At 56.7% G+C, this 21,219-nt stretch carries 21 protein-coding genes; 11 read left to right on the top strand and 10 right to left on the bottom strand.

Annotated features, from left to right (window positions below):
• Window positions 1-140 precede the first annotated feature (140 nt).
• A complete protein-coding gene (locus ACWHWP_RS11625) occupies window positions 141-1,037 on the top strand; it encodes a DMT family transporter (protein WP_047348557.1) in 897 nt (298 codons plus the stop codon).
• A gap of 34 nt (window positions 1,038-1,071) precedes the next feature.
• Here ACWHWP_RS11625 and ACWHWP_RS11620 read toward each other — a convergent pair whose 3' ends face one another.
• Window positions 1,072-1,746: a DUF3313 domain-containing protein gene (locus ACWHWP_RS11620; RefSeq protein WP_047348558.1), complete on the bottom strand. Its 675-nt coding sequence runs from the start codon at window positions 1,744-1,746 to the stop codon at window positions 1,072-1,074.
• A 135-nt stretch (window positions 1,747-1,881) separates the two neighbouring features.
• Window positions 1,882-3,477 carry an ABC transporter substrate-binding protein gene (locus ACWHWP_RS11615; protein WP_447856667.1) on the bottom strand — a complete coding sequence of 532 codons (1,596 nt, stop codon included), beginning with the start codon at window positions 3,475-3,477 and terminating at the stop codon, window positions 1,882-1,884.
• 111 nt (window positions 3,478-3,588) lie between these two features.
• Here ACWHWP_RS11615 and pepT point away from each other — a divergent pair, with 111 nt between their 5' ends.
• Entirely contained in the window at window positions 3,589-4,818 is a 1,230-nt protein-coding gene (gene pepT / locus ACWHWP_RS11610; protein WP_059310133.1) for a peptidase T, read from the top strand.
• Here pepT and tehB read toward each other — a convergent pair.
• A complete protein-coding gene (gene tehB, locus ACWHWP_RS11605; protein WP_072250534.1) occupies window positions 4,815-5,408 on the bottom strand; it encodes a tellurite resistance methyltransferase TehB in 594 nt (197 codons plus the stop codon). The two genes, pepT and tehB, sit on opposite strands and share 4 nt — an antisense overlap.
• Complete coding sequence (tehA, locus tag ACWHWP_RS11600; protein ID WP_447855614.1) at window positions 5,408-6,409, bottom strand: dicarboxylate transporter/tellurite-resistance protein TehA; 1,002 nt, start codon at window positions 6,407-6,409, stop codon at window positions 5,408-5,410. The genes tehB and tehA overlap by 1 nt, the downstream gene beginning before the upstream one ends.
• 122 nt (window positions 6,410-6,531) lie before the next feature.
• On the opposite strand from tehA, the gene ydcK reads away from it, so the two are divergent.
• On the top strand, window positions 6,532-7,512 hold the full coding sequence (gene ydcK, locus ACWHWP_RS11595) for a YdcK family protein (protein ID WP_059310136.1): 981 nt from the start codon (window positions 6,532-6,534) through the stop codon (window positions 7,510-7,512).
• Here the strand turns inward: ydcK and rimL are convergent.
• The 4 genes from rimL to ACWHWP_RS11575 form a co-directional block, all read right to left on the bottom strand.
• Window positions 7,507-8,055, bottom strand: coding sequence for a 50S ribosomal protein L7/L12-serine acetyltransferase (gene rimL, locus ACWHWP_RS11590; protein ID WP_447855613.1), 549 nt, complete (start codon window positions 8,053-8,055; stop codon window positions 7,507-7,509). The genes ydcK and rimL overlap by 6 nt on opposite strands.
• 45 nt (window positions 8,056-8,100) lie before the next feature.
• Window positions 8,101-9,756: a glucan biosynthesis protein D gene (locus tag ACWHWP_RS11585; RefSeq protein WP_059310138.1), complete on the bottom strand. Its 1,656-nt coding sequence runs from the start codon at window positions 9,754-9,756 to the stop codon at window positions 8,101-8,103.
• Between the two features lie 242 nt (window positions 9,757-9,998).
• The gene (locus tag ACWHWP_RS11580; protein WP_025756391.1) at window positions 9,999-10,772 is read right to left on the bottom strand and encodes a transporter substrate-binding domain-containing protein; all 774 of its coding nucleotides are present in this window, start codon (window positions 10,770-10,772) and stop codon (window positions 9,999-10,001) included.
• A 10-nt stretch (window positions 10,773-10,782) separates the two neighbouring features.
• Complete coding sequence (locus tag ACWHWP_RS11575) at window positions 10,783-11,952, bottom strand: pyridoxal phosphate-dependent aminotransferase (RefSeq protein WP_063428142.1); 1,170 nt, start codon at window positions 11,950-11,952, stop codon at window positions 10,783-10,785.
• A 114-nt stretch (window positions 11,953-12,066) separates the two neighbouring features.
• Between ACWHWP_RS11575 and ACWHWP_RS11570 the strand changes: the two genes are divergently transcribed.
• Window positions 12,067-12,909, top strand: a complete 843-nt coding sequence (locus ACWHWP_RS11570; RefSeq protein ID WP_059310140.1) for a LysR family transcriptional regulator — start codon at window positions 12,067-12,069, stop codon at window positions 12,907-12,909.
• Here ACWHWP_RS11570 and ACWHWP_RS11565 read toward each other — a convergent pair.
• Both ACWHWP_RS11565 and hglS read right to left on the bottom strand, forming a co-directional pair.
• Window positions 12,896-14,401, bottom strand: coding sequence for a carboxylesterase/lipase family protein (locus tag ACWHWP_RS11565; RefSeq protein ID WP_447855612.1), 1,506 nt, complete (start codon window positions 14,399-14,401; stop codon window positions 12,896-12,898). The two genes, ACWHWP_RS11570 and ACWHWP_RS11565, sit on opposite strands and share 14 nt — an antisense overlap.
• 43 nt (window positions 14,402-14,444) lie before the next feature.
• On the bottom strand, window positions 14,445-15,788 hold the full coding sequence (gene hglS, locus ACWHWP_RS11560; protein WP_447855611.1) for a 2-oxoadipate dioxygenase/decarboxylase HglS: 1,344 nt from the start codon (window positions 15,786-15,788) through the stop codon (window positions 14,445-14,447).
• A 523-nt stretch (window positions 15,789-16,311) separates the two neighbouring features.
• Between hglS and ACWHWP_RS11555 the strand changes: the two genes are divergently transcribed.
• From ACWHWP_RS11555 to cydB, 7 genes are all read left to right on the top strand, one after another.
• Window positions 16,312-16,497: a con-10 family general stress protein gene (locus ACWHWP_RS11555; protein WP_004150795.1), complete on the top strand. Its 186-nt coding sequence runs from the start codon at window positions 16,312-16,314 to the stop codon at window positions 16,495-16,497.
• Window positions 16,498-16,591: 94 nt separating this feature from the next.
• The gene (locus tag ACWHWP_RS11550) at window positions 16,592-17,086 is read left to right on the top strand and encodes a YciE/YciF ferroxidase family protein (RefSeq protein ID WP_023311678.1); all 495 of its coding nucleotides are present in this window, start codon (window positions 16,592-16,594) and stop codon (window positions 17,084-17,086) included.
• 23 nt (window positions 17,087-17,109) lie between these two features.
• Entirely contained in the window at window positions 17,110-17,313 is a 204-nt protein-coding gene (locus ACWHWP_RS11545) for a hypothetical protein (RefSeq protein ID WP_013096662.1), read from the top strand.
• 25 nt (window positions 17,314-17,338) lie between these two features.
• Entirely contained in the window at window positions 17,339-17,845 is a 507-nt protein-coding gene (locus ACWHWP_RS11540; RefSeq protein ID WP_047348571.1) for a ferritin-like domain-containing protein, read from the top strand.
• Between the two features lie 17 nt (window positions 17,846-17,862).
• Window positions 17,863-18,735, top strand: coding sequence for a manganese catalase family protein (locus ACWHWP_RS11535; RefSeq protein ID WP_059310143.1), 873 nt, complete (start codon window positions 17,863-17,865; stop codon window positions 18,733-18,735).
• 68 nt (window positions 18,736-18,803) lie between these two features.
• Window positions 18,804-20,207: a cytochrome ubiquinol oxidase subunit I gene (locus tag ACWHWP_RS11530; protein ID WP_429052741.1), complete on the top strand. Its 1,404-nt coding sequence runs from the start codon at window positions 18,804-18,806 to the stop codon at window positions 20,205-20,207.
• Window positions 20,207-21,217 carry a cytochrome d ubiquinol oxidase subunit II gene (gene cydB / locus ACWHWP_RS11525; protein WP_059310145.1) on the top strand — a complete coding sequence of 337 codons (1,011 nt, stop codon included), beginning with the start codon at window positions 20,207-20,209 and terminating at the stop codon, window positions 21,215-21,217. Before ACWHWP_RS11530 ends, cydB begins: the two co-directional genes overlap by 1 nt.
• Window positions 21,218-21,219 lie beyond the last annotated feature (2 nt).

Raw genomic sequence — 21,219 nt, 5'->3', positions numbered from 1 at the left:
CTAAGAAGAGTTGTCTTCCGTTGCCAGTCCCCGGTAAAGAAAAAAGCGCAAGATTTTGCAAGTCCACCGCAAGCGGGTGAAAGCCCTTTATAAAATGCTGCGCCATACTGCGGGCTTCGGTGGTTTGAGAAGAGAAAAATATGAACGCATTACTTTACGGACTGGTGGTCATTATCTGGGGAACCACCTGGATTGCCATTTTCCTGCAGCAGGGCCCCGTGGCGGCGCCCGTCTCTATTTTCTGGCGCTTCGCCGTCGCCAGCCTCACGATGATGGTGGTATTACTCGCCCTGCGCCGCCTGCGCAAGCTGGCGCTGCGGGATCATCTTTTTTGCATGCTCCAGGGATGCTGCGTTTTCTGCTTTAACTTCTGGTGTTTTTACACCGCGGCCTCGCACATCAATACCGGGCTGGAATCGGTGATCTTCTCCATGGCCGTGCTCTATAACGCCATTAACAGCTTTATTTTCTTCGGGCAGCGCCCACCCGCCCGTTTCTGGACGGCGGCGGCACTGGGCCTGGTGGGGATCGTCACCCTCTTCTGGGACGATCTGCTGGCCAGCGGCTGGAGCGCGTCGCTCCTGACGGGCATTGGTCTTTCCGCGCTCGGTACCTACGGCTTCTCGCTGGGCAATATGATCAGCATGCGCCATCAGCGCAGAGGCCTTGAGACCATGACCACCAACGCCTGGGCGATGCTCTACGGTACGCTGGTGATGGGCTGCATTGCGCTCTTCAGAGGCGACAGCTTCACGCCGGAGTGGACCACCAGCTACATTGGCGCGCTGCTCTATCTGGCCCTGTTTGGTTCGGTGATTGCCTTTGGCGCGTACTTCACGCTGGTGGGACGCATTGGCCCGGGCAAAGCGGCCTACAGTACGCTGCTCTTCCCGCTGGTGGCGCTCTCCATCTCCACGGTGTATGAAGGCTACGTCTGGCATTTCAACGGAATTATTGGACTCTTGCTGATTCTGGGGGGAAATATGGTGATGTTTACCAAACCCGAAACCTGGTTCAGACGCCTGCGCACGGCGTAAATAAAACGGCCTGCAATACGCAGGCCTTTTTAGGTTATTTTGCGGTCTTTTTCACATCAAACATGGTGGCGTCGGTCGCCATATCATCAACAACCTGCTTCAGCGTTGCAAAGGTCATCGGCGTATTTGCGTTATTCAGCTCTTTACCCTCGCCTTTACGCACTACCTTCATAACCGGCTTGTTGGTGGCCGCATCGATCAGCTCACCTTCAAAGTAAAGGTGGGTATCCATGGTGCGATGTCCGGTTGCCATCTGCGTACCGGCAACCACCAGCGCAACAGGCACCACTTCATAGAACTGCAGTCCCTCTTTCTGCGAACTCACCCCGGTAATGGCACCGCGGAAAATCAGGCTGTGTTTACCCGGCGTGGTGACAATCGGCTTACGGGTACCAATAGCAGTTTTCATTTTGTTATTGGTGTAATTCAGCAGCTCATCAAGCGTTTTTTGACCAATCTGTGTTGTCGGTTTAGGCGCAGGATAATAAGTAATCGGCGTCCAGATAATACTGTCGTAATTAGCTTCGTTATAAGAAGGATCAACCCAACGCAGCGTAGGTTTACCCGTCGCAGACGTCGTCTGCTGTAATCCTGAATAGTCTTTTAAAAAGCCAGAATATTGTTCGGGAGCGGCGACTTTAGAAGAACAGCCCGCCAACGCCAACAGACCAGTAAGCACTGCAACTTTAAAAAAAGTTTGAGTACGCATGATAGTTTTCCATGTTATCTGCAAGTATGCATTTGAAGTTATAGCAAAAGACTGGTGGGTTTGTTGTGACAAAAAATGATGCCGGGAGCACAAATTGCGAAAAGACTGCCCGGCCACGTGCCGGGCAGTGAAAAATTACTGATTTATATCCAGTTGCCAGAACAGATGTTTGCCAAACGGGTCGATTTCATAGCCCTTCACTTCCTTGCGCACCGGTTCGAAAATCGTCGAATGCGCAATCATCACCGCGGGCATCTGGTCATGCATGATCTGCTGAGCCTGTTTATACAGCGCCACGCGTTTATCATGATCGGTTATCGATTTCGCTTCGGCGATAATGTTATCAAACGGCTTGTAGCACCATTTCGCCGAATTTGACCCGCCGTTTGCCGAGGTGCAGGTAAACAGCGGACCAAAGAAGTTATCGGGATCGCCCGTAGCGGTGGTCCAGCCCATCAGCGCGGCCTGATGCTCTCCGCCCTTCACGCGTTTTAAATATTCGCCCCATTCGTAGGTGACGATTTTGGCCTGTACGCCGACCTTCGCCCAGTCTGCCTGAATCATCTCCGCCATGCGTTTCGCATTCGGATTATAGGGCCGCTGGACGGGCATTGCCCATAAATCGATGCTCATGCCGTTAGCAAAACCGGCCTCTTTCAGCAGCGCTTTGGCTTTTTCTGGATCGTACTCGTAGTCCTTAAGCTCGCTGTCGGCGCTCCAGACACCCGGCGGCAGCAGGTTCTTCGCCGCGGTGCCGGTACCGTGGAACACAGCGTCAATAATCGCCGGTTTATTAATGGCCATTGCCAGCGCCTGGCGAACTTTTACGTTATCCAGCGGCGGCTTTTGGGTATTGAACGCCAGGAAGCCGGTATTCAGTCCGGGCTTGCTCATCAGATTGATGTCTTTGTTGGCCTTCATGCGCGGCAGGTCGGCCGGGTTCGGGAACGGCATCACCTGACATTCGTTCTTCTCAATTTTGGCAAACCGCACGGAGGCATCCGGCGTGATGGTAAACACCAGCCTGTCCAGCTTCGATTTCCCCTGCCAGTAGTCGGCAAACGCCGTGAACAGGATGCGGGAATCCTTCTGATACTGCGTCAGCTTAAACGGCCCGGTGCCGATCGGCGCCATATCCACCTTCTCCGGCGTGCCCGCTTTCAGCATCGCGTCGGCATACTCAGCGGAAAGGATCGAGGCAAAATACCAGGCCAGATCGGCGACAAACGGCGCCTCCGGGTGCGCCAGGGTAAAGCGTACGGTATGGTCATCCACTTTATCAATGGCGGTGATCAGGCTGCCAAACTCCAGGCTTTCGAAGTTGGAGTAGCTGCCGTTCGAGACGTTGTGGTACGGATGGTTGACGTCTTTCTGGCGCATAAACGAGAAAATGACGTCATCGGCGTTAAAGTCGCGGGTCGGCGTGAAGGATTTGTTGCTCTGGAACTTAACGCCTTTGCGCAGATGGAAGGTGTAAACCTTGCCGTCGTCGCTCACCTCCCAGCGCTCTGCCAGGCTCGGCACCAGCTCCGTGGTGCCGGGTTTGAAGTCGACCAGCCGGTTATAAACCGGCACGGCGCTGGCGTCCACGCTGGTTCCCGAGGTGTACAGCTGAGGATTGAAGTTTTCCGGCGATCCTTCGGAGCAATACACCAGCGTTTTTGCGGCGACAGCGGAACTGACCGTGAGTGCAGCAAGCGCCAGCGTGAAAGTTGCGAGTTTGCTTGTCATCATTTATTCCTGTCTTTTTAATTCGACGGCTAATTAATTCTTTTGCCATTTCATAAATAACATTAAAGTGAGATGGCAAACACCCGAAAAATAAATAAGGAACAAATCACTATGGGCTCGCCGCTTTCCAGACAATTAACGCATCGTTTTTTCCGCTATCTCGCCATCACCAGCCAGAGCGATCCTAAAGTGAAAACGCTGCCCTCAACGCCGGGCCAGCACGACATGGCGCGGGAACTGGCGCAGGAGCTGGCACAGCTGGGTTTAGACGACATCGTGATTGATGAATTCGCCACGGTGACGGCGGTCAAAAAAGGCAACGTGCCCGGCGCGCCGCGCATCGGCTTTATTACCCATATTGATACCGTCGACGTGGGTTTATCACCGGATATTCATCCACAAATATTAACGTTTACCGGTGAAGATCTCTGTCTGAATAAAGAAAAAGAGATCTGGCTGCGGGTGAAAGAGCATCCCGAAATTCTGGCTTACCCGAACGAGGAGATTATTTTCAGCGACGGGACCAGCGTATTAGGCGCCGATAATAAATCTGCGGTCACGGTGGTGATGACGGTGCTGGAAAACCTGACGGCGGAGCATCAGCATGGCGATATTGTCGTGGCGTTTGTGCCTGACGAAGAGATCGGCCTGAACGGCGCCAAGGCGCTGGACCTTAAGCGCTTCGACGTCGACTTCGCCTGGACCATCGACTGCTGCGAGCTGGGCGAAATTGTCTACGAGAATTTTAATGCGGCAGCCGCTGAGATCCGCTTTACCGGCGTGACGGCGCACCCTATGTCCGCCAAAGGCGTGCTGGTGAACCCGTTATTAATGGCAACCGACTTTATCAGCCACTTCGACCGCCAGCAGACGCCGGAGTGCACCGAGGGGCGTGAAGGCTATATCTGGTTTAACGGCATTCAGGCCGGGCAGAACGAGGCCGTTCTTAAGGCCAATATCCGGGACTTCGACAAGGACAACTTTGCTGCCCGCAAGCAGCAGATTGCCGACGTTGCCGCGCGGATTGCCGCCCAACACCCGACCGCCAGCGTGGAGTATCGCATTGAAGATACCTACAGCAATATCAGCAATGCGATTGGCGAAGACAGGCGCGCTATCGACCTGATGTTTGAGGCGATGGAATCGCTCGGCATCACGCCGAAACCGACGCCCATGCGCGGCGGTACCGACGGCGCGGCGCTCTCGGCAAAAGGGTTACTCACGCCGAACTTCTTTACCGGCGCGCATAACTTCCACTCGAGGTTTGAATTCCTGCCGCTGTCGTCGTTTGAGGCGTCTTACCGCACCGCCCTGCAGCTCTGCCTGCTGGCCGCCCGTTAGGCGGGCTTGCGCGCCAGCATCGTGGCAAAGCGCAGTTTGATGCGGTTCCCGTTTTCGTCGGTGCGGTGCAGTTCGCCGGGCTCTTCGTTGTACTTGATGAGCTCCCAGCCTTCATAGTAATTGCTCAGCTCACCGCTTTTGAACGCAAACGGGAAGCCGACGGTGCAAGGATAATCCACCGTATCCATGGCGGCGACAATCAGGTTGTAGCCGCCCGGCCGGGTGCAGCGCTGCATGTTGGCGATAAGGCCCGGGATGGTGCTGGCTTCCAGGAACATCAGCACCACGGTGGAGAGAATAAAATCGTACTCGCCGTCAAAGCTCAGGCCGTTGAGATCTTTAATTGCGGTCTGAAGATTCTTAATCCCTTCTGCCGCCTTGATGCGCTCGATATTGTCGATGCTCATCGGGTTCTTGTCCCACGCGGTCACGTCGTACCCGTTGGCCGCAAGGTACAGGCTATTACGGCCGTTGCCGCAGCCCAGGTCCAGCGTTTTGCCCGGTTTAACCTTTTCCGCACTGAACAGCACTTCTGAGTGCGTACGAGTTAAGCCATATTTCTCTGTGAAGTAATTCTCATCAACGGTCATCATTTTTCCTCAGATTGCATAAGCAGTGCTTTATCAGTGCGAACCAGCAGTTTGCCCTGAAGCAGCAGAATCAATGTACGCACCAGCAGCCAGCCAATAATGGCGTTGGTGAAGATAAACAGCGGCACGGCGATGGCGTGGAAAAAGCCCGCCGGACTGCTTTGTCCCAGATGCAGACCCGTGGTTGCCAGGGCCGAGACGCCAAAGGAGAAGCTCCAGAATGAGGCATTGAACGGCTGGGACAGGGTCCATGGGATCAGGCGCAACATGAACAGCAGCTGCAGCAGGCCATAGCCAAACAGCATTTTCGCAAACGTATCCGCCTGACCGCCATTCACGCTGAACCAGGCGCTACAGGCCACCAGCGCGGGCGCCAGCTGAATCCCGAGAGACGTGCGCAGTGCGGCGGGCAGCTCTCCGGCGCTGCGAAGGCGTTGCAGAATGACCGGCTCAAGGCTGAGCCAGGAAAAGATGCCCGCGCCGAGGAAGACCAGCCCTGCATCGTGAAACCCGAGGGCGCCGCACGCCATCGCGCTGATAAAATTGTTCGCCACCGTGGGCAGATATAATCCAGGCGTGGTCGCCTCTTGCGGATGTTTCCCGCGCCATAGCCCGGCGCTTTGCCAGGCCGAGTACGCAAGCTGCACCACTACGCCAGTGCCAAACAACACCAGCGAGACCGGGCGGAACCAGGGTACAAAACCGATGGCGACCAGCATCGTCGTGGCCGGGAAAAGGCTGACAAAACTGCTCGTCACCGGGTGCCGCATCTCTGCCAGCACGCTGCGCGGGAAACGGATCGCGCGCGTCAAAAACGCGACCGTTAACAGAAACCAACATACCACCGCAAGGGCAACCAGGCTCTCCCCCGGCCAGCGCGTCACCGGCCAGAGGGTGCTGGCATAGCGCCAGGCAAAGCCCATACCGATGATGCCAAGCACCATGCCAAAATACCCGGCGGGCAAGTTAAGCGCCTGTTGGGGAGTGTTAAATTTGCTCATTAATTTTAATTTTTAAAATGTATTTTAAATGCCATTTTAAGGGGTTTCTGCAGCGGATGCCAGTACAACGAAAGGTCAAAAGTTTGCTACGTTTAGTTGAGACGCCTATCAGAGACCGCACGATGAAAAAGTACCGACTCAGCGATGAAACCCGCCTCTGGCAGTGGAAAAACGGCGAGACCTCCCACTCCGCCACGCTGCGGCAGATTATCGCCACGGCCGATTTTAACGACGTCGTGGCCGGCACAAAGGGCGGCTGGATTGACGACGAGCGCGCCCTCTCGCAGGACGGCAATTGCTGGATCTACGACGAAAACAGCGTGGTATTCGCCGGCGCAGCCGTGTCCGGCAACGCGCGTCTTACCCTGCCTTGCATCATTAGCCATGATGCGCGTATTGGCGACAGCTGCTGGCTGGACGGTGCGGAGGTGAGCCACGGCGCGCGAATAAGTGACAACGTCACCATTCAGCAATCCTGCGTGCGCGGCGAGTGCCATATTTACGGCGAGGCTCGCGTACTGCATCACAGCGTGGTCATTGCGGCCAAAGGGCTAACGCCGGACCGTGAACAGATCCTGCAAATCTACGATAAGGCGACGGTGAGCCAGTCGCGCATTGTGCACCAGGCGCAAATCTACGGCGAGGCGATGGTCAATTTTGCCTTTGTTGAGCACCGCGCCGAAATATTCGACAACGCTATCCTCGAGGGTAACGACCTGAATAACGTCTGGGTGTGCGACTGCGCAAAAGTCTACGGCAACGCCCGGGTGATAGCCGGTTTTGACGACGATGCCATCCCGACGGTGCGCTACAGCTCGCAGATTGCGGAGAATGCCGTGGTGGAAGGCAACTGCGTCATTAAGCACCACGTCCTGATTGGCGGTCAGGCATGGCTGCGCGGCGGGCCGATCATGCTGGACGATAAGGTGGTGATCCAGGGACGCGCGCGGATCAGTGGCGATGTGCTGATTGAGCATCGGGTTGAAATCACCGACGATGCGGTCATTGAAGCCTTTGCCGGCGAGAGCATTCACCTGCGCGGCGAAAAGGTGGTTAACGGCGCTCAGCGCATCACCCGCACGCCGCTGCTGGGCGCGTTATAGGGTATAAATTTTCCCGTAGAGGTTCACGTCGTCAAAGCGGCCGTTAAGGTATTCCGCTTCCCGCAGGCACCCTTCCAGCGTAAAGCCGTTGCGCAGGGCAACGCTGTTGCTGCTCTGATTCGCGACCCGACACTTAATCACAAAACGGCGGATCTCCCCGCGCTCGGCGTAGTAGCGCATAAACGCCTGCAGCGACCGAGAGAGAATGCCCTGCCCCTGGTGGTCTTCATCCAGCCAGTAGCCGATGTACCCGGCTTTGTTGGTCGGTTCAATCGTGTTGAACGACAGCACACCGACAAGCGCGTCACCCTTGAAGATCAGAAACATTTTGGCGTAGCCGCGCTGGTGCAGCATCTGGTTACTCTGCACGTTGCGGCGGGTATCGTCCTCGCTGCCCACGTGCTGCGCCCAGTCAAAGGCGGTTTGCAGCCAGGTTCTGTTTTTTACGACGAGGTTGTGCAGATCGGCGGTATAGCGATCTTCGACGGCGCGAAGTTCGATAGCGTCAGAGACCGGGATAATTTCGGATTTTGCTGCGGTCATTGCCCCTCACCCTAACCCTCTCCCACAGGGAGAGGGAATCAATCGTTAACGCATTACCCGGTCATCAACGTACTGACGTTTGTCCGGCGCTGGCGGGAAATACTGGTACAGCCAGGTTTCGCTGATGGCATCGCCCTGGCAGCGCAGGAACAGGCGCATATCCACCGGCTCCGTTGAATCCGACGTCGGGTACCAGTCAAACAGAATACGGTATCCGTCAAACGGCTCGACGTAGAGGATCTCAACCTGCTTCGCTTCACCGCTGGAGAGCGTAATCACCGGCTCGATACCTTTCGGCGCTGCGGCCTTCAGGTCGCCGCCGACGAAGTCGATGGCAAAGCGGCGGGCCCACACTTTCGGGTAATTCTCGCCCGGCGCCCAGCCTTCCGGGAACCCGCCCATACCGGTGCGGGTGGCGAAGACGTTGGCCAGCGGAGAACGCACCGGCGGCATGGCGCTCCAGTACAGGCGATATTTGAAGTCCAGCTCGTCGCCCGCCTTGACGGCTTTTTCCGGCTGCCAGAAGCAGACCACGTTATCCAGGGTTTCACCCGTCGTCGGGATCTCCATCAGGCCAACCGAGCCTTTCCCCCAGTCGTTGCGCGGTTCAACCCACAGGCTCGGACGCTTGTTATACCAGCCCATCACGTCCTGATAGTGCGAGAAATCGCGATCGAGCTGCAGCAGGCCGAACCCTTTCGGGTTTTTATCCATGTAGGCATTAAACTGCAGCTTCTGCGGGTTGTTCAGCGGACGACAGATCCACTCTCCGTTGCCGCGCCACATCGCCAGGCGATCGGAGTCATGGATTTGCGGGTGAATGGTGTCACACATGCGGCGTTCGTTATTGCCGCAGCTGAACATGCTGGTCATCGGCGCGATGCCGAGCTGCTTAATGTCCTTACGCGCGTAGAGGTGGTTTTCGACCTCCATGATCACCTGGCTCTTCTCGCAGTGGATCACAAACTTATAGGCACCGGTGATGCTCGGGCTGTCGAGCAGCGTATAGACGGTAAACGTGGTATCACCCGGCTTGACGGTTTCAAACCAGAAAGAGGTAAAGTCCGGGAACTCTTCAGGGGTGTCGGTAAAGGTATCGACCGCCAGGCCGCGTGCGGAAAGGCCGTACTGGTAGGTGTCATCCACCGCGCGGAAGTAGCTCGCCCCCAGGAAAGAGACGATATCGCGACGCGCCAGCTCCGGCGCCTTAAAGGCGCGGAAGCCTGCAAAGCCGAGATCGCTTTGCCCCTCCAGCTGTTTGGTATCTACGCTCGTTTCACCGTAGCTGAACAGCTCAGGACGGAAGTGGATCTCGCGCGCCATCGAGGTGGATTGATCCAAAGAGAACATCCGCACGCGGCGGCGGAACCCCATCCCCATATGGAAGAACTGTACGTCCAGCTGACGCCCTTCAACGTTGTTCCACAGAGACTGTTTTTCATCGTACCGGATGGCGTTGTACGCCTGCGGCGTCATGGTTGCCAGCGTATCCGGCAGCGGGCGCGGCGCGCCACCCCATGGGGTTTTCGCCAGGTCATGCGCCATGGATTGCAGTACGGAGAAGTCAAAACGACGGCTCTGACCGTCAGCGATGTCAGAGTCAGCAGCGTATGCCGCTTTGGAAAACAGGGAAGCAAGGCCGGATGTGCCGCTCAGGGCTGCCACTGCCAGCGAGCCTTTTAGAAAACGTCTGCGATTCATGCCTGGAAAAACGTCCTTATGGTCGTGTGAATGTGTTTCGCGCGCGGCGAAATGACGGCAAGAAAGAACGCACAGCCTAAACAAAAATGGTTAAGAATCCAATTGTTGGCCGGTGATTATCTGAACAAAGTGAGAAATATTTTCTGTCGACCAGAACGGCCCGAAAGTGGTGTAAAGAAAGCCTGGAAAATGTGTATAAAAATGCCCCGGTGCGACATCACTCACCGGGGCCAATGAGGCGGTTATTTTACGCTGACATCGATACCCGGGAAGTACTTATCAGCGAGTTTAGCGATCGTGCCGTCGGCACGTACTTTATCAATCGCGGCATCAAGCTGCTTTTTGGTGGCCTCGTCCCCTTTACGCAGCCCAAAACCGATCCCACTGCCGAGGATAGTGTCGTCTGACACCGGTTTGCCGATAAAGCCAAACCCTTTACCCTGCGGCTTGCTGAGGAAACCTGCCTGCCCGGCCGCGGACATCACCAGCGAGGCGTCGATACGGCCATTCAGCAGATCGCCCCAGGCCATATTCTGATCTTTATAAGACACCACGGTGACACCCTGCTTTTCCCAGTGCTCTTTGGCATAGGTTTCCTGGATGGATCCCTGCAGCACGCCGATGGTTTTGCCCTTCAGCCCTTCTGGCGTTGCCTCGACAGCCGTGCCGGCCTTGCCAACGAGCTGCGACGGAATACGGTAAATCGGCTGGGTAAAATCAATGCTCTTGCGGCGCTGCTCGGTGATGTTCATCGCCGAGTTGATGGCGTCAAATTTCTTCGCCACCAGCCCCGGGATCAGCGCATCAAATGAGGTTTCCACCCAGCTGCACTTCAGCGCAGCCGCTTTGCAAATGGCATTCCCCAGCTCAACGTCAAACCCTTCCAGCTCGCCCGCCGCATTGCGGCTCTCAAACGGCGGATATTCCGCTTCCAGACCGTAACGCAGCTCGGTGGCCGCGAAGGAGGAAAAAGTACACAGCAATCCCATGCCGACAACTAACGCGCGTAATTTCATCTACAACTCCTCAGCGTGGTTTAACCCGACACAGGGCCTGGGCACCTGCCCGTAACGTCGCCTCATCTTTCGCAAAAGAGAGACGAATCAATTTATTGTCCGTACCGTCCGCATAAAACGCCGACAGCGGGATGGTGGCAACGCCGTACTCAACGATCAGCCTTTTCACCAGCTCGCTGTCGCGCTCGTCGCTGAACTGGCTGTAGTCCGCCAGCATGAAGAACGAACCGGCGCTCGGCAACAGCGTAAACGGCGAATCGGCCAGCAGACCGTGCAGCAGATCGCGTTTGCGCTGGTAAAACGCCGACAGCGACAGCCAGGTTTGCGGGTCGACCATATGTTCAGCAAACGCGTGCTGCATTGGCGTATCGGCAGAAAACATTAAAAATTGATGGACTTTACAAATCTCGTCCATCAGTACCGCCGGGGCAACACAGTAACCCACGCGCCACCCGGTGACGTGATAGGTTTTTCCGAAAGATGAGATAATCACGCTGCGCTCCGCCAGCTGCGGGTGCGTGGCCATCCCGTGGTGCGGCTCACCGTCAAACACCACGTGTTCGTACACTTCGTCAGACAAAATAATGATGTCGGTGTTGCGCGTCAGCGCCGCCAGCTGCTGTAGATCGTCGGTGGAGAAGACCTGGCCGCTCGGGTTGTGCGGCGTATTAATGATGATCATGCGCGTGCGCGGGGTGATCGCGGCGCGAACCTCGTCCCAGTTGACGGCAAAATCCGGCACCGTGAGCCTGATGGCGATTGGGGTTGCCCCCTGCAGGCGGACAATCGGCGCATAGCTGTCAAATGACGGCTCAAAGTAAATCACCTCATCGCCCGGATGCACCAGCCCGCTAATCGCCGAATAGAGCCCTTCGCTGGCGCTGGCGGTGACCAGCACCTCGCTGGCAGGGTTATACTGCGTGCCGTAGAGCGTGGCAATTTTATCGGCAATGCGCTCTTTGAGCGGCTGCAGGCCGGTCATCGCCGCGTACTGGTTATGCCCCGCCTCCATTGCGCGGGTGACGCCCGCGATAAGCTTCGGGTCGCAGGAAAAATTCGGTGCGCCCTGAGAAAGGTTAATGGCGTTATGCTGCGCCGAGAGCTGGCCGATAACGGTAAAAATGGTGGTTCCCACATCTGGCAGTTTGGAGCGCGTTTGCACCGGCGTTCGTAAAGTCATCCTGTTACCCTTCTCATGGTCTTTGCATAACTATTCAAACAACAAGTTCGTTGCCGGGACAATCGAATTGTTGTCATAATAGCCATGAGAAAAATGCATAGCTGAGGGTTTTCCATGTCGCGCCGTTCGCTCCCGCTCAATGCCATTGACGCATTTTTAGTCACCGCGCGTCACCTGAATCTTACCCATGCTGCCGCCGAGCTTTGTCTGACGCAGGGCGCCGTGAGCCGCAAAATTGCCTCCCTTGAGGCGTGGTTTGGCTTTCCGCTTTTTGAACGCCACGCGCGCGGCTTACGCCTCTCTTCGCAGGGCAGCGCCCTGCTGCCGGAACTGCAGTCGGCTTTCGAACGCCTGCTGACCGTGGCCGATCAGGCCCGCAGCCAGCAAACCGTGATCCGGCTCAAGGCCCCCACCTGCGCGATGCGCTGGCTGGTGCCGCGCCTGCTGGAGGTGGAGCGCGAGCAGCCGGAACTGCAAATTGCGCTGACCACCACCACCGATCACAACGTCAATTTCAAAACCGAATCCTACGACGCGGCCATCGTGTTCGGCACGCACATGAGCGCGGGCGATCTGCTGTTCGAAGAGGCGCTCACCCCGGTGATAAGCCCGGTGCGCGCGGGTGCAGCGCTGGGATCGTTAACGTTTCTTCACCCGACAAGGGACAAGACAGACTGGTCGCTGTGGCTGACAAAACAGGAAGGCCCCGGCTTTGTCATGCACAAAAATCAACACTTCGACACGATGGATCTGGCGATCACGGCCGCCATTCAGGGGCTCGGCGTCGCCATTGCCGACGAAACGCTGGTGGCCGAAGATGTCCGGGCCGGAAGGCTGATACGACCCTTTGAGACGAGCATAAAAACCGGCGCAAGCTACCGGCTGGTGCTGCGCGAAACGCCTGGCGAGGAAAACGGGCTGGCGGCGTTTCGCGCGTGTTTGCTTAATCGAGGCTGACGTGGTGTTTCATCACCCGTTTAAAGAGGCTCATGCGGGCGCGCATAAAGCGGTTTTCAAGCCTGAAACCTGCATGTTTATTCACACCAATGCGTAGCAGAACGTCCCGTCCTTTGCGACACGCGGGCCAGCGCGTCGGCCCTGGCAGGCTGTCGCGACGACCGGCGTCGCGCGCAAAGCTCACCCAGTAATCGGCCACCTGGGCAGCAAACTGAAGATCCCGCGCGTTGACATACTGGCGCGAGGGTTCCACCTGGCCAAGCGTGTCGAAGACGTAGGGAACCTCGTTGCCGTGCCAGGCGCCGTTGACATAGGTGGCGTGTTCCGCTTCGGCGACATAGTCAAACCAGTAGCGCCAGCACAATCCGCCGACGCGCTGCTGGGCCTGCATCACCACATAGCCCATCGTCGTAAACGCCATGTCGCGGCACACCTGCCTGCCCAGCTCTTCATCGCCCTTCACGCCCGGATAGAGCAACTTAATCAGCCCCAGCCCGAAGCGGCGCTCCCGGCGCAGCTTCTGGATTTGCCCCGCGAGATCGATGCCAAACACCGCCATCACGCTGGCTTCGTCGCTGTTAGAGCCAATCATCACCGGCACAGGGTGCTGGCGGGCGGCGAAAAAGACGTCCAGCATGGCCTCCGGCAGAACGCAGTCTCCGGCGATGGGCGCCGGGGCCACGTTAAGCGGCGCGGTTAACGGCCAGAACACGTCGGGTGGAATGGCGCGCAGCTCCTCGGCCGTTGCGTTCTCCAGGCCAAAATGGGCGGCCAGGGCTTCTCCTTTCCGTAGCGCCTGTTCGCGCGGCGTGTCCGGCAAGGTATAGCCGCTTTGGATAATCGCCTTATGGAACAATCCCTTTGCGAGGGGCGATGCCAGCAGCGACAGCACGCTGCGCGCGCCAGCGGATTCGCCAAACAGGGTGATATTGGCAGGATCGCCACCAAACGCGGCGATATTGTCCCGCACCCATTCAAGGGCAGCTATCTGATCCAGCAGGGCAAAATTATGCACCACGCGGTCTTCTTCCCCTTCCAGAGCAGGATGGGCGAAAAAGCCGAGGTGGCCGAGACGGTAATTGAGGGTTACGACAACCGCGCCGCGCGTGGCCAGCGCTTTGCCGTTATACGGCGGCAGGCCACCGGCGCCCAGGGTAAACCCGCCCCCGTGCAGCCAGACCATAACCGGAAGCGGCTCCGCACGCTCTGTGGGAGACCAGACGTTAAGATAGAGACAATCTTCAGAAAACTGGCCCGGATCGCCGCCGCCCAGCTCCTGACAATACTCGCTGCTTTGCCAGCTTGAGGGCGAAAAAGCCGTAGCCTCGCGAAGGCCCTCCCAGCGCACAGGCGGCCGCGGCGAGCGCCAGCGCCACTCACCCACGGGCGGCTCGGCGTAAGGGATCCCGTACCACGCATGAACGTCTTTATCAGTAAAACCAGCCAGTGCGCCGCAGCGCGTTTCAACCACAGGGGCGGAAGGATTTTGCATAACGACCTTATTTTTTCCATCACACCCCAGCAGAGTAACGATTTCAGAGCAAACCGCAACGCTGTTTGCTGCGCGTTTCAGCCTCCTCATAGAGGGTAAACTCGTCATACACCGGGCAGCCGAGCGCCGCTTCAAACGCATCGCGGCTGGCATTGCCGTGGCTGCGCGCCTGGGTTTCATTCCCGAGATTGGACTGGAATATACCGGCGGCGCTGACCGGCAGGAAATCTTCATAGGTGATAGGCTGGGCAATCACCCATCCGCGCTCGATCAGGGGCTGCGGATCGTCGCCGGGACGGAACGCATGACGATGGGCTTCTCCGGCAGGCGTCAGACGGTAGCGGAAATAGGCCAGCTCCTGACGGCGCATTAACAGCTCGCTGTCCGGGAAGGCGCTAAACATCTCCCGCAGATGCAGCTGGTGCGTCAGGTTATCTTTACCGGTGCCGGCCTGGGCGAGCAGGCTATCGTACAGCTCGCGGCCTTTCGGGGTCAGCGCCACGCCGCGCTGCTCAATCTCACCGAAGCGCGCGGTGTGGGTACCCTGATGTTCACCGGCAAACAGCACCGGCTCTTCCAGCGCCTTGAAGCTGGTTTGACGCAATAAGACGGGAACCTCGCGACGCGGCGGCCCTTCAATCAGAACTTTAGGTTCAATGCCGTACTTCGGCATCAGCTCCTGCACCCGGTCAATATCCAGCGTGCGCGGCGTCAGGTGATTAATGTGGCAACCCGGGAAGCAGACCACATCGGCAATCAGGCGGTGCTCGTTGTGCAGCGCCTGATAGGTTTCCCGATCGACGGTCGCATGACGGTGCCACCGGAAGGTTTCCAGCGCTTCCTGCACAAACTCGTGCGCCTGCGCGTCAGTGAACTGCCCTTCTGCTTCATACAGGTCGAGAAGCGCCAGACAGCGCGGGGTAAAGATGTTCCGGTGAGACAGGATCTCCGCGGCACGCTCGCGCAGCGCGACGTTCTCAATCAGTTCGAGGCGCAGCAGTGAGGTAAAGATACGAAACGGGTTACGGCACAGCGCGGCATCATCAATCGGGCGAAACGCCGTGGAGTGAACCGGCACCCCTGCCTGGGAGAGATCGTAATAGCTGACCGGGTACATGCCCATAATGGCAAATATCCGTCTCAGGGTGGAAAGTTCCTCCGCCGTACCGACGCGGATCGCCCCGTGACGCTCCACGTTCAGGCGCGCAAGCTCATCGGCGTTTGCCAGATGTTCATGTAATAGTGGGTTGTTTTCCAGAACCGCCAGGTTGACGTCTGCAACCAGTTCAAGCAAGGTGCCGTACTGCGGAACTTCCTGCTGGTACATCGCCGACATAGCCTGCGAAAAGTGTTCCCGAATGTCATCAGCCGTGATGGTGTTCGCCATGATGTCATGCCTCCAGTGAATATTACCTGGAGTGTAGAGAAACCCGTTCCTTCCGGGGGGAAGAATTTCTGAATTGTGATCTTAAGACGACAGTGGTCAAACCGTGTGCTATGGGCCCTCTGAACGGGTCGTACATCAACCAACCTTTCTTCTCGTCCGCTTCTCCAGTTTTTTATAATTATTTAGGGTTCCGCTTTCTAGCTATAAAGGAGTATTTTTTGACTGCGCGCTGTCTAAAAATTAGACGGAATGAGTACCCCTTTATTTTTATCTTCATCTTTCAGCTTTTTAGCGAAAACTTAGGATTAATCTGAGCATTTGTTTACAAGTCCTTCCCGCTCATCCATATTTCCGCCCGAAGCGAAGCGTAAATTTACAAATATTTAAAAATAACGCAGCCGTGAATGACGAGTTGCATTTGACGCACACCGCACAGCGACTAGAGTTATTACTCGAACGACGAGTGATACGGAATATTTTCGTATCGAACTGACATAACCAATATATTATTGTGAGGTTTAATATGGCAGAGCATCGTGGTGGTTCCGGTAATTTCGCTGAAGACCGTGAAAAAGCATCAGAAGCTGGACGTAAAGGTGGCCAGCATAGCGGTGGCAACTTTAAAAACGATCCGCAACGCGCTTCTGAAGCGGGTAAAAAAGGAGGACAGAACAGTCACGGCGGAGGCCGTAAATCTGATAACTCCTGATCTTATTTAAAACTCTTTTAATAAAACCTGAGAGCATGCTGCGGGCTGAAAAGCTCGCAGTACCCTTTCATTATTTTACCGGAGCGTAATTATTATGAATATGAAAAGCGTCGAGGATGTCTTTATTCATCTTCTGTCGGATACCTACAGCGCGGAAAAACAGCTTACCCGCGCGCTGAGCAAGCTTGCCCGCGCCGCGTCGAGCGAGAAGCTGAGCGCAGCCTTTACCGCACACCTTGAAGAGACGCAGGGTCAAATCGAACGTATTGACCAGATTGTCGAACAGGAAGACGGCATCAAAATCAAGCGCATGAAATGCGTAGCGATGGAAGGCTTAATAGAGGAAGCCAATGAAGTCATTGAAAGTACGGAAAAGAATGAAGTACGTGATGCCGCGTTAATTGCCGCTGCGCAAAAAGTAGAGCATTACGAAATAGCCAGCTACGGTACCCTTGCCACACTTGCTGAACAACTGGGCTATAAAAAAGCCGTTAAACTTCTCGCCGAAACTCTGGAAGAAGAAAAAGAAACCGATCTTAAACTCACCGACCTGGCCGTTGGAAATATTAACCAAAAAGCGCAAAAATGACGCTGTAACACAGGTTAAATAAAATGAGCATCAGTCCCAGGACAATTAAACGGTGCCATTTAACGGCAGCTATAATATGGTTCATTCTCGCTATCCCTTCCGTAATATGGTGGAAGAACAGCGTGCTGTGGGTCATTATTATCAGTATTTACGCTAATATTGTCGGCCACTTATCTGGCTACAGTGCCGCGCGTGCCGATCAGGCTGCTGAAAGTGAGACCAAATAAGCGAACCCATTATGAGGATACAATGATGAATCACGTAGAACACTACCATGACTGGCTACGCGATGCCCATGCGATGGAAAAGCAAGCCGAATCTATGCTGGAATCCATGGCCAGCCGTATCGATAATTATCCTGATGTTCGCGCAAGAATTGAGCAACATATTAATGAGACAAAACGGCAAATTACATTGCTGGAGGAAATCCTCGACCGTAATGATATTTCTCGTTCGGTTTTAAAAGACTCAATGAGCAAAATGGCGGCGCTGGGTCAGTCCATCGGCGGCATGTTCCCTTCTGACGAAATCGTGAAGGGTTCGATCAGCGGCTACGTGTTCGAGCAGTTTGAAATCGCCTGCTATACCTCCCTGCTGGCGGCGGCCAAAAAAGCGGGCGATCTCGCTTCGGTGCCTGCTATCGAGACCATTCTGGCGGAAGAGCGTGAAATGGCCGACTGGCTGATCCGTCATATCCCGGAAACGACGGAACAGTTCCTGCTGCGTTCAGACGCGTCAGGTGTCGAAGCGAAAAAATAATCCACAGGAGAGTGAGCATGTTTCGACACGTAAAACAGTTGCAATACACGGTTCGCGTTGCTGAACCCAACCCTGGCCTGGCCAATCTTTTACTGGAACAGTTTGGCGGGCCGCAGGGCGAGCTGGCCGCCGCCTGCCGGTACTTTACGCAAGGCCTGAGCGATGACGATCCCGGCCGTAAAGATATGCTGATGGATATCGCGACCGAGGAGTTAAGCCACCTCGAAATCATCGGTACCCTGGTCGGTATGCTGAATAAAGGCGCGAAAGGCGCGCTGGCGGAAGGGGTGGAAAATGAGGCCGAGCTGTACCGGTCGATGACCGAAAACGGTAACGACAGCCACATCACCTCCCTGCTTTACGGTGGCGGCACCCCGCTGACCAACTCTGCGGGCGTGCCGTGGACGGCGGCCTACGTCGACACCATCGGCGAACCGACGGCGGATTTGCGCTCTAACGTGGCCGCCGAGGCCCGGGCGAAAATCATCTATGAACGGCTGATCAACGTGACCGACGATCCCGGCGTCAAGGATGCGCTGGCATTTCTGATGACGCGTGAGGCGGCGCATCAACTCTCCTTCGAGAAGGCGCTGCAGTCCATACGTAATAACTTCCCACCGGGAAAACTGCCGCCAATCGAGGAATTCACCAACAAGTACTACAATATGTCTGAAGGTGGAGAGGTTCGCGGAAGCTGGAACAGCGATAAACATTTCGATTACGTTGAGTCACCCCAGCCTGCCGTGGACGGCGGAGACGGCAGCGCAAGCGTGACGCTGACGACCGAACAGGCAACCCTGGTCAAGGCCATGTCTGCCCGCACGAAGTCCGATCCACACGCCGACCCGCTGACCGGCGCCGAGCTGGGTGCCGGTAAGAAAAAACCGTAATCGGTTTTGCCGGGCAGTCCTGAGCTACCCGGCAATTCTCGTGCCCCATCGTCTCAGAGGTACGGACCATGTTCGAACTCGATGCATTTCATCTGGCCAGAATTCAGTTCGCTTTTACCGTCTCGTTCCATATCCTGTTTCCCGCCATCACTATCGGGCTCGCCAGCTATCTGGTGGTGCTGGAAGGCATGTGGCTGCGCACCAGAAACGACGTCTGGCGATCGCTGTACCACTTCTGGCTAAAGATATTCGCCGTTAACTTCGGTATGGGCGTCGTGTCCGGGCTGGTCATGGCGTACCAGTTTGGTACCAACTGGAGCGGATTCTCCCAGTTCGCGGGCAGTATTACCGGTCCCCTGCTGACGTATGAAGTGTTAACCGCCTTCTTCCTGGAAGCGGGCTTCCTCGGCGTGATGATGTTCGGCTGGAATAAGGTTGGTCCGGGCCTGCATTTCTTCTCGACCTGCATGGTGGCGCTCGGCACGCTGATGTCGACCTTCTGGATCCTCGCCTCCAACAGCTGGATGCACACGCCGCAGGGCTTCACCATTCAGAACGGCCAGGTTATCCCTGAAGACTGGCTGGCAATCATTTTCAACCCCTCCTTCCCGTACCGTCTGATCCATATGGCTATCGCAGCCTTCCTGAGCAGCGCGCTGTTTGTCGGCGCATCGGGCGCCTGGCACCTGCTGCGCGGTAACGATACCCCCGCCATCCGGACCATGTTCTCCATGGCGATGTGGATGGCGCTGCTGGTCGCCCCCATCCAGGCCGTTGTGGGCGATATGCACGGCCTGAACACGCTTGAGCATCAGCCGGCCAAAATTGCCGCCATTGAGGGGCACTGGGAAAATCCGCCCGGCGAGGCCACCCCGCTGCTGCTGTTTGGCCTGCCGGATATGGAAGAAGAGCGCACCAAATACGGGCTGGAGATCCCCGCCCTCGGCAGCCTTATCCTGACGCACAGCCTCGATAAGCAGGTCCCGGCGCTGAAGGACTTCCCGAAAGAGGATCGTCCAAACTCGACCATCGTTTTCTGGTCCTTCCGCGTTATGGTTGGTATGGGGCTGCTGATGATTACCCTGGGTCTGGTCAGCGTCTGGCTGCGCTATCGCCATCGACTTTACCACTCGCGCCCGTTCCACTGGTTTGCCCTCTGCATGGGGCCCGCCGGTCTGCTGGCGCTGCTGGCGGGCTGGGTGACCACCGAAGTGGGCCGTCAGCCGTGGGTCGTCTATGGCTATCTGCGCACGATCGACGCGGTCTCGCTGCACAGCACCCTTCAGATGAGCATTAGCCTGCTGGCGTTCTTCGTCGTCTACTCGTCGGTGTTCGGCGTGGGCTATGTTTACCTCATCCGGCTGATTAAGAAAGGCCCTCAGCCTGTTGATACGCTGACGTCAAACACCTCGGGCACGCCCGCGCGTCCGCTGTCTGCCGCCGAGTCTGTTCCGGAAGAGGAGAAAATCTGATGGGCGTCGATATCTCAGTTATCTGGTTTGCCATCATCGTGTTTGCCACGCTGATGTACATCATCATGGATGGCTTTGATTTGGGGATCGGCCTGCTGTTTAACTTCGTGGGCGATGCCAGAGAGCGTGACGTGATGGTCAACAGCGTGGCGCCCGTCTGGGACGGTAACGAAACCTGGCTGGTGCTCGGCGGCGCGGGGCTGTTCGGCGCGTTTCCGCTGGCCTATGCGGTAATTATTGATGCGCTGACCATCCCCCTCACCGCGATGCTGATCGGCCTTATCTTTCGCGGCGTCGCCTTTGAATTCCGCTTTAAAGCCACGCCCTCCCACCGCAAATTCTGGGACTACTCCTTTGCCGGCGGCTCCCTGCTCGCCACCTTCAGCCAGGGGGTGGTGGTGGGCGCCGTGATTAACGGCTTCGACGTGGAGGGGCGGCGGTTCGTCGGCTCGGCGCTTGACTGGCTCACCCCTTTCAACCTCTTCTGCGGTATCGGGTTGGTCGTCGCTTACGCGCTGCTGGGCACCACGTGGCTCATTATGAAAAGCGAAGGCGCGCTGCAGGCCCGCATGCGCGAGCTGACCCGCCACGTACTGCTGGCGCTGGTGGTGGTTATCGCCGTAGTGAGCATCTGGACCCCGCTCGGCTGGCAGTACGTGGCCGACCGCTGGTTCACCTTCCCCAACTTCTTCTGGTTCCTGCCGGTTCCTCTGCTGGTCGCGCTCTTCAGCGTGCTGATCTGGCGGCTGACGCGCAACCCGGAGAGCCACGCCCGCCCCTTCCTGCTGACGCTGGGGCTGATCTTCCTCGGGTTTAGCGGGCTCGGCATCAGCCTGTGGCCGAACATTATTCCACCGCGCATCACCCTGTGGGAAGCCGCGGCGCCGCCTGCCAGCCAGCTGTTTATGCTGGTTGGGACATTACTGATTATTCCGGTGATTCTGGTGTACACCGCCTGGAGCTACTACGTCTTTCGGGGCAAGGTTTCTGATACTGAAGGTTACCACTGAGG

It is taken from the genome of Enterobacter sp. WI-ESBL-E8, assembly GCF_053364895.1.
Note: the sequence above shows the minus strand (reverse complement) of the source record. Positions and strands in the feature narration are given on the sequence as shown.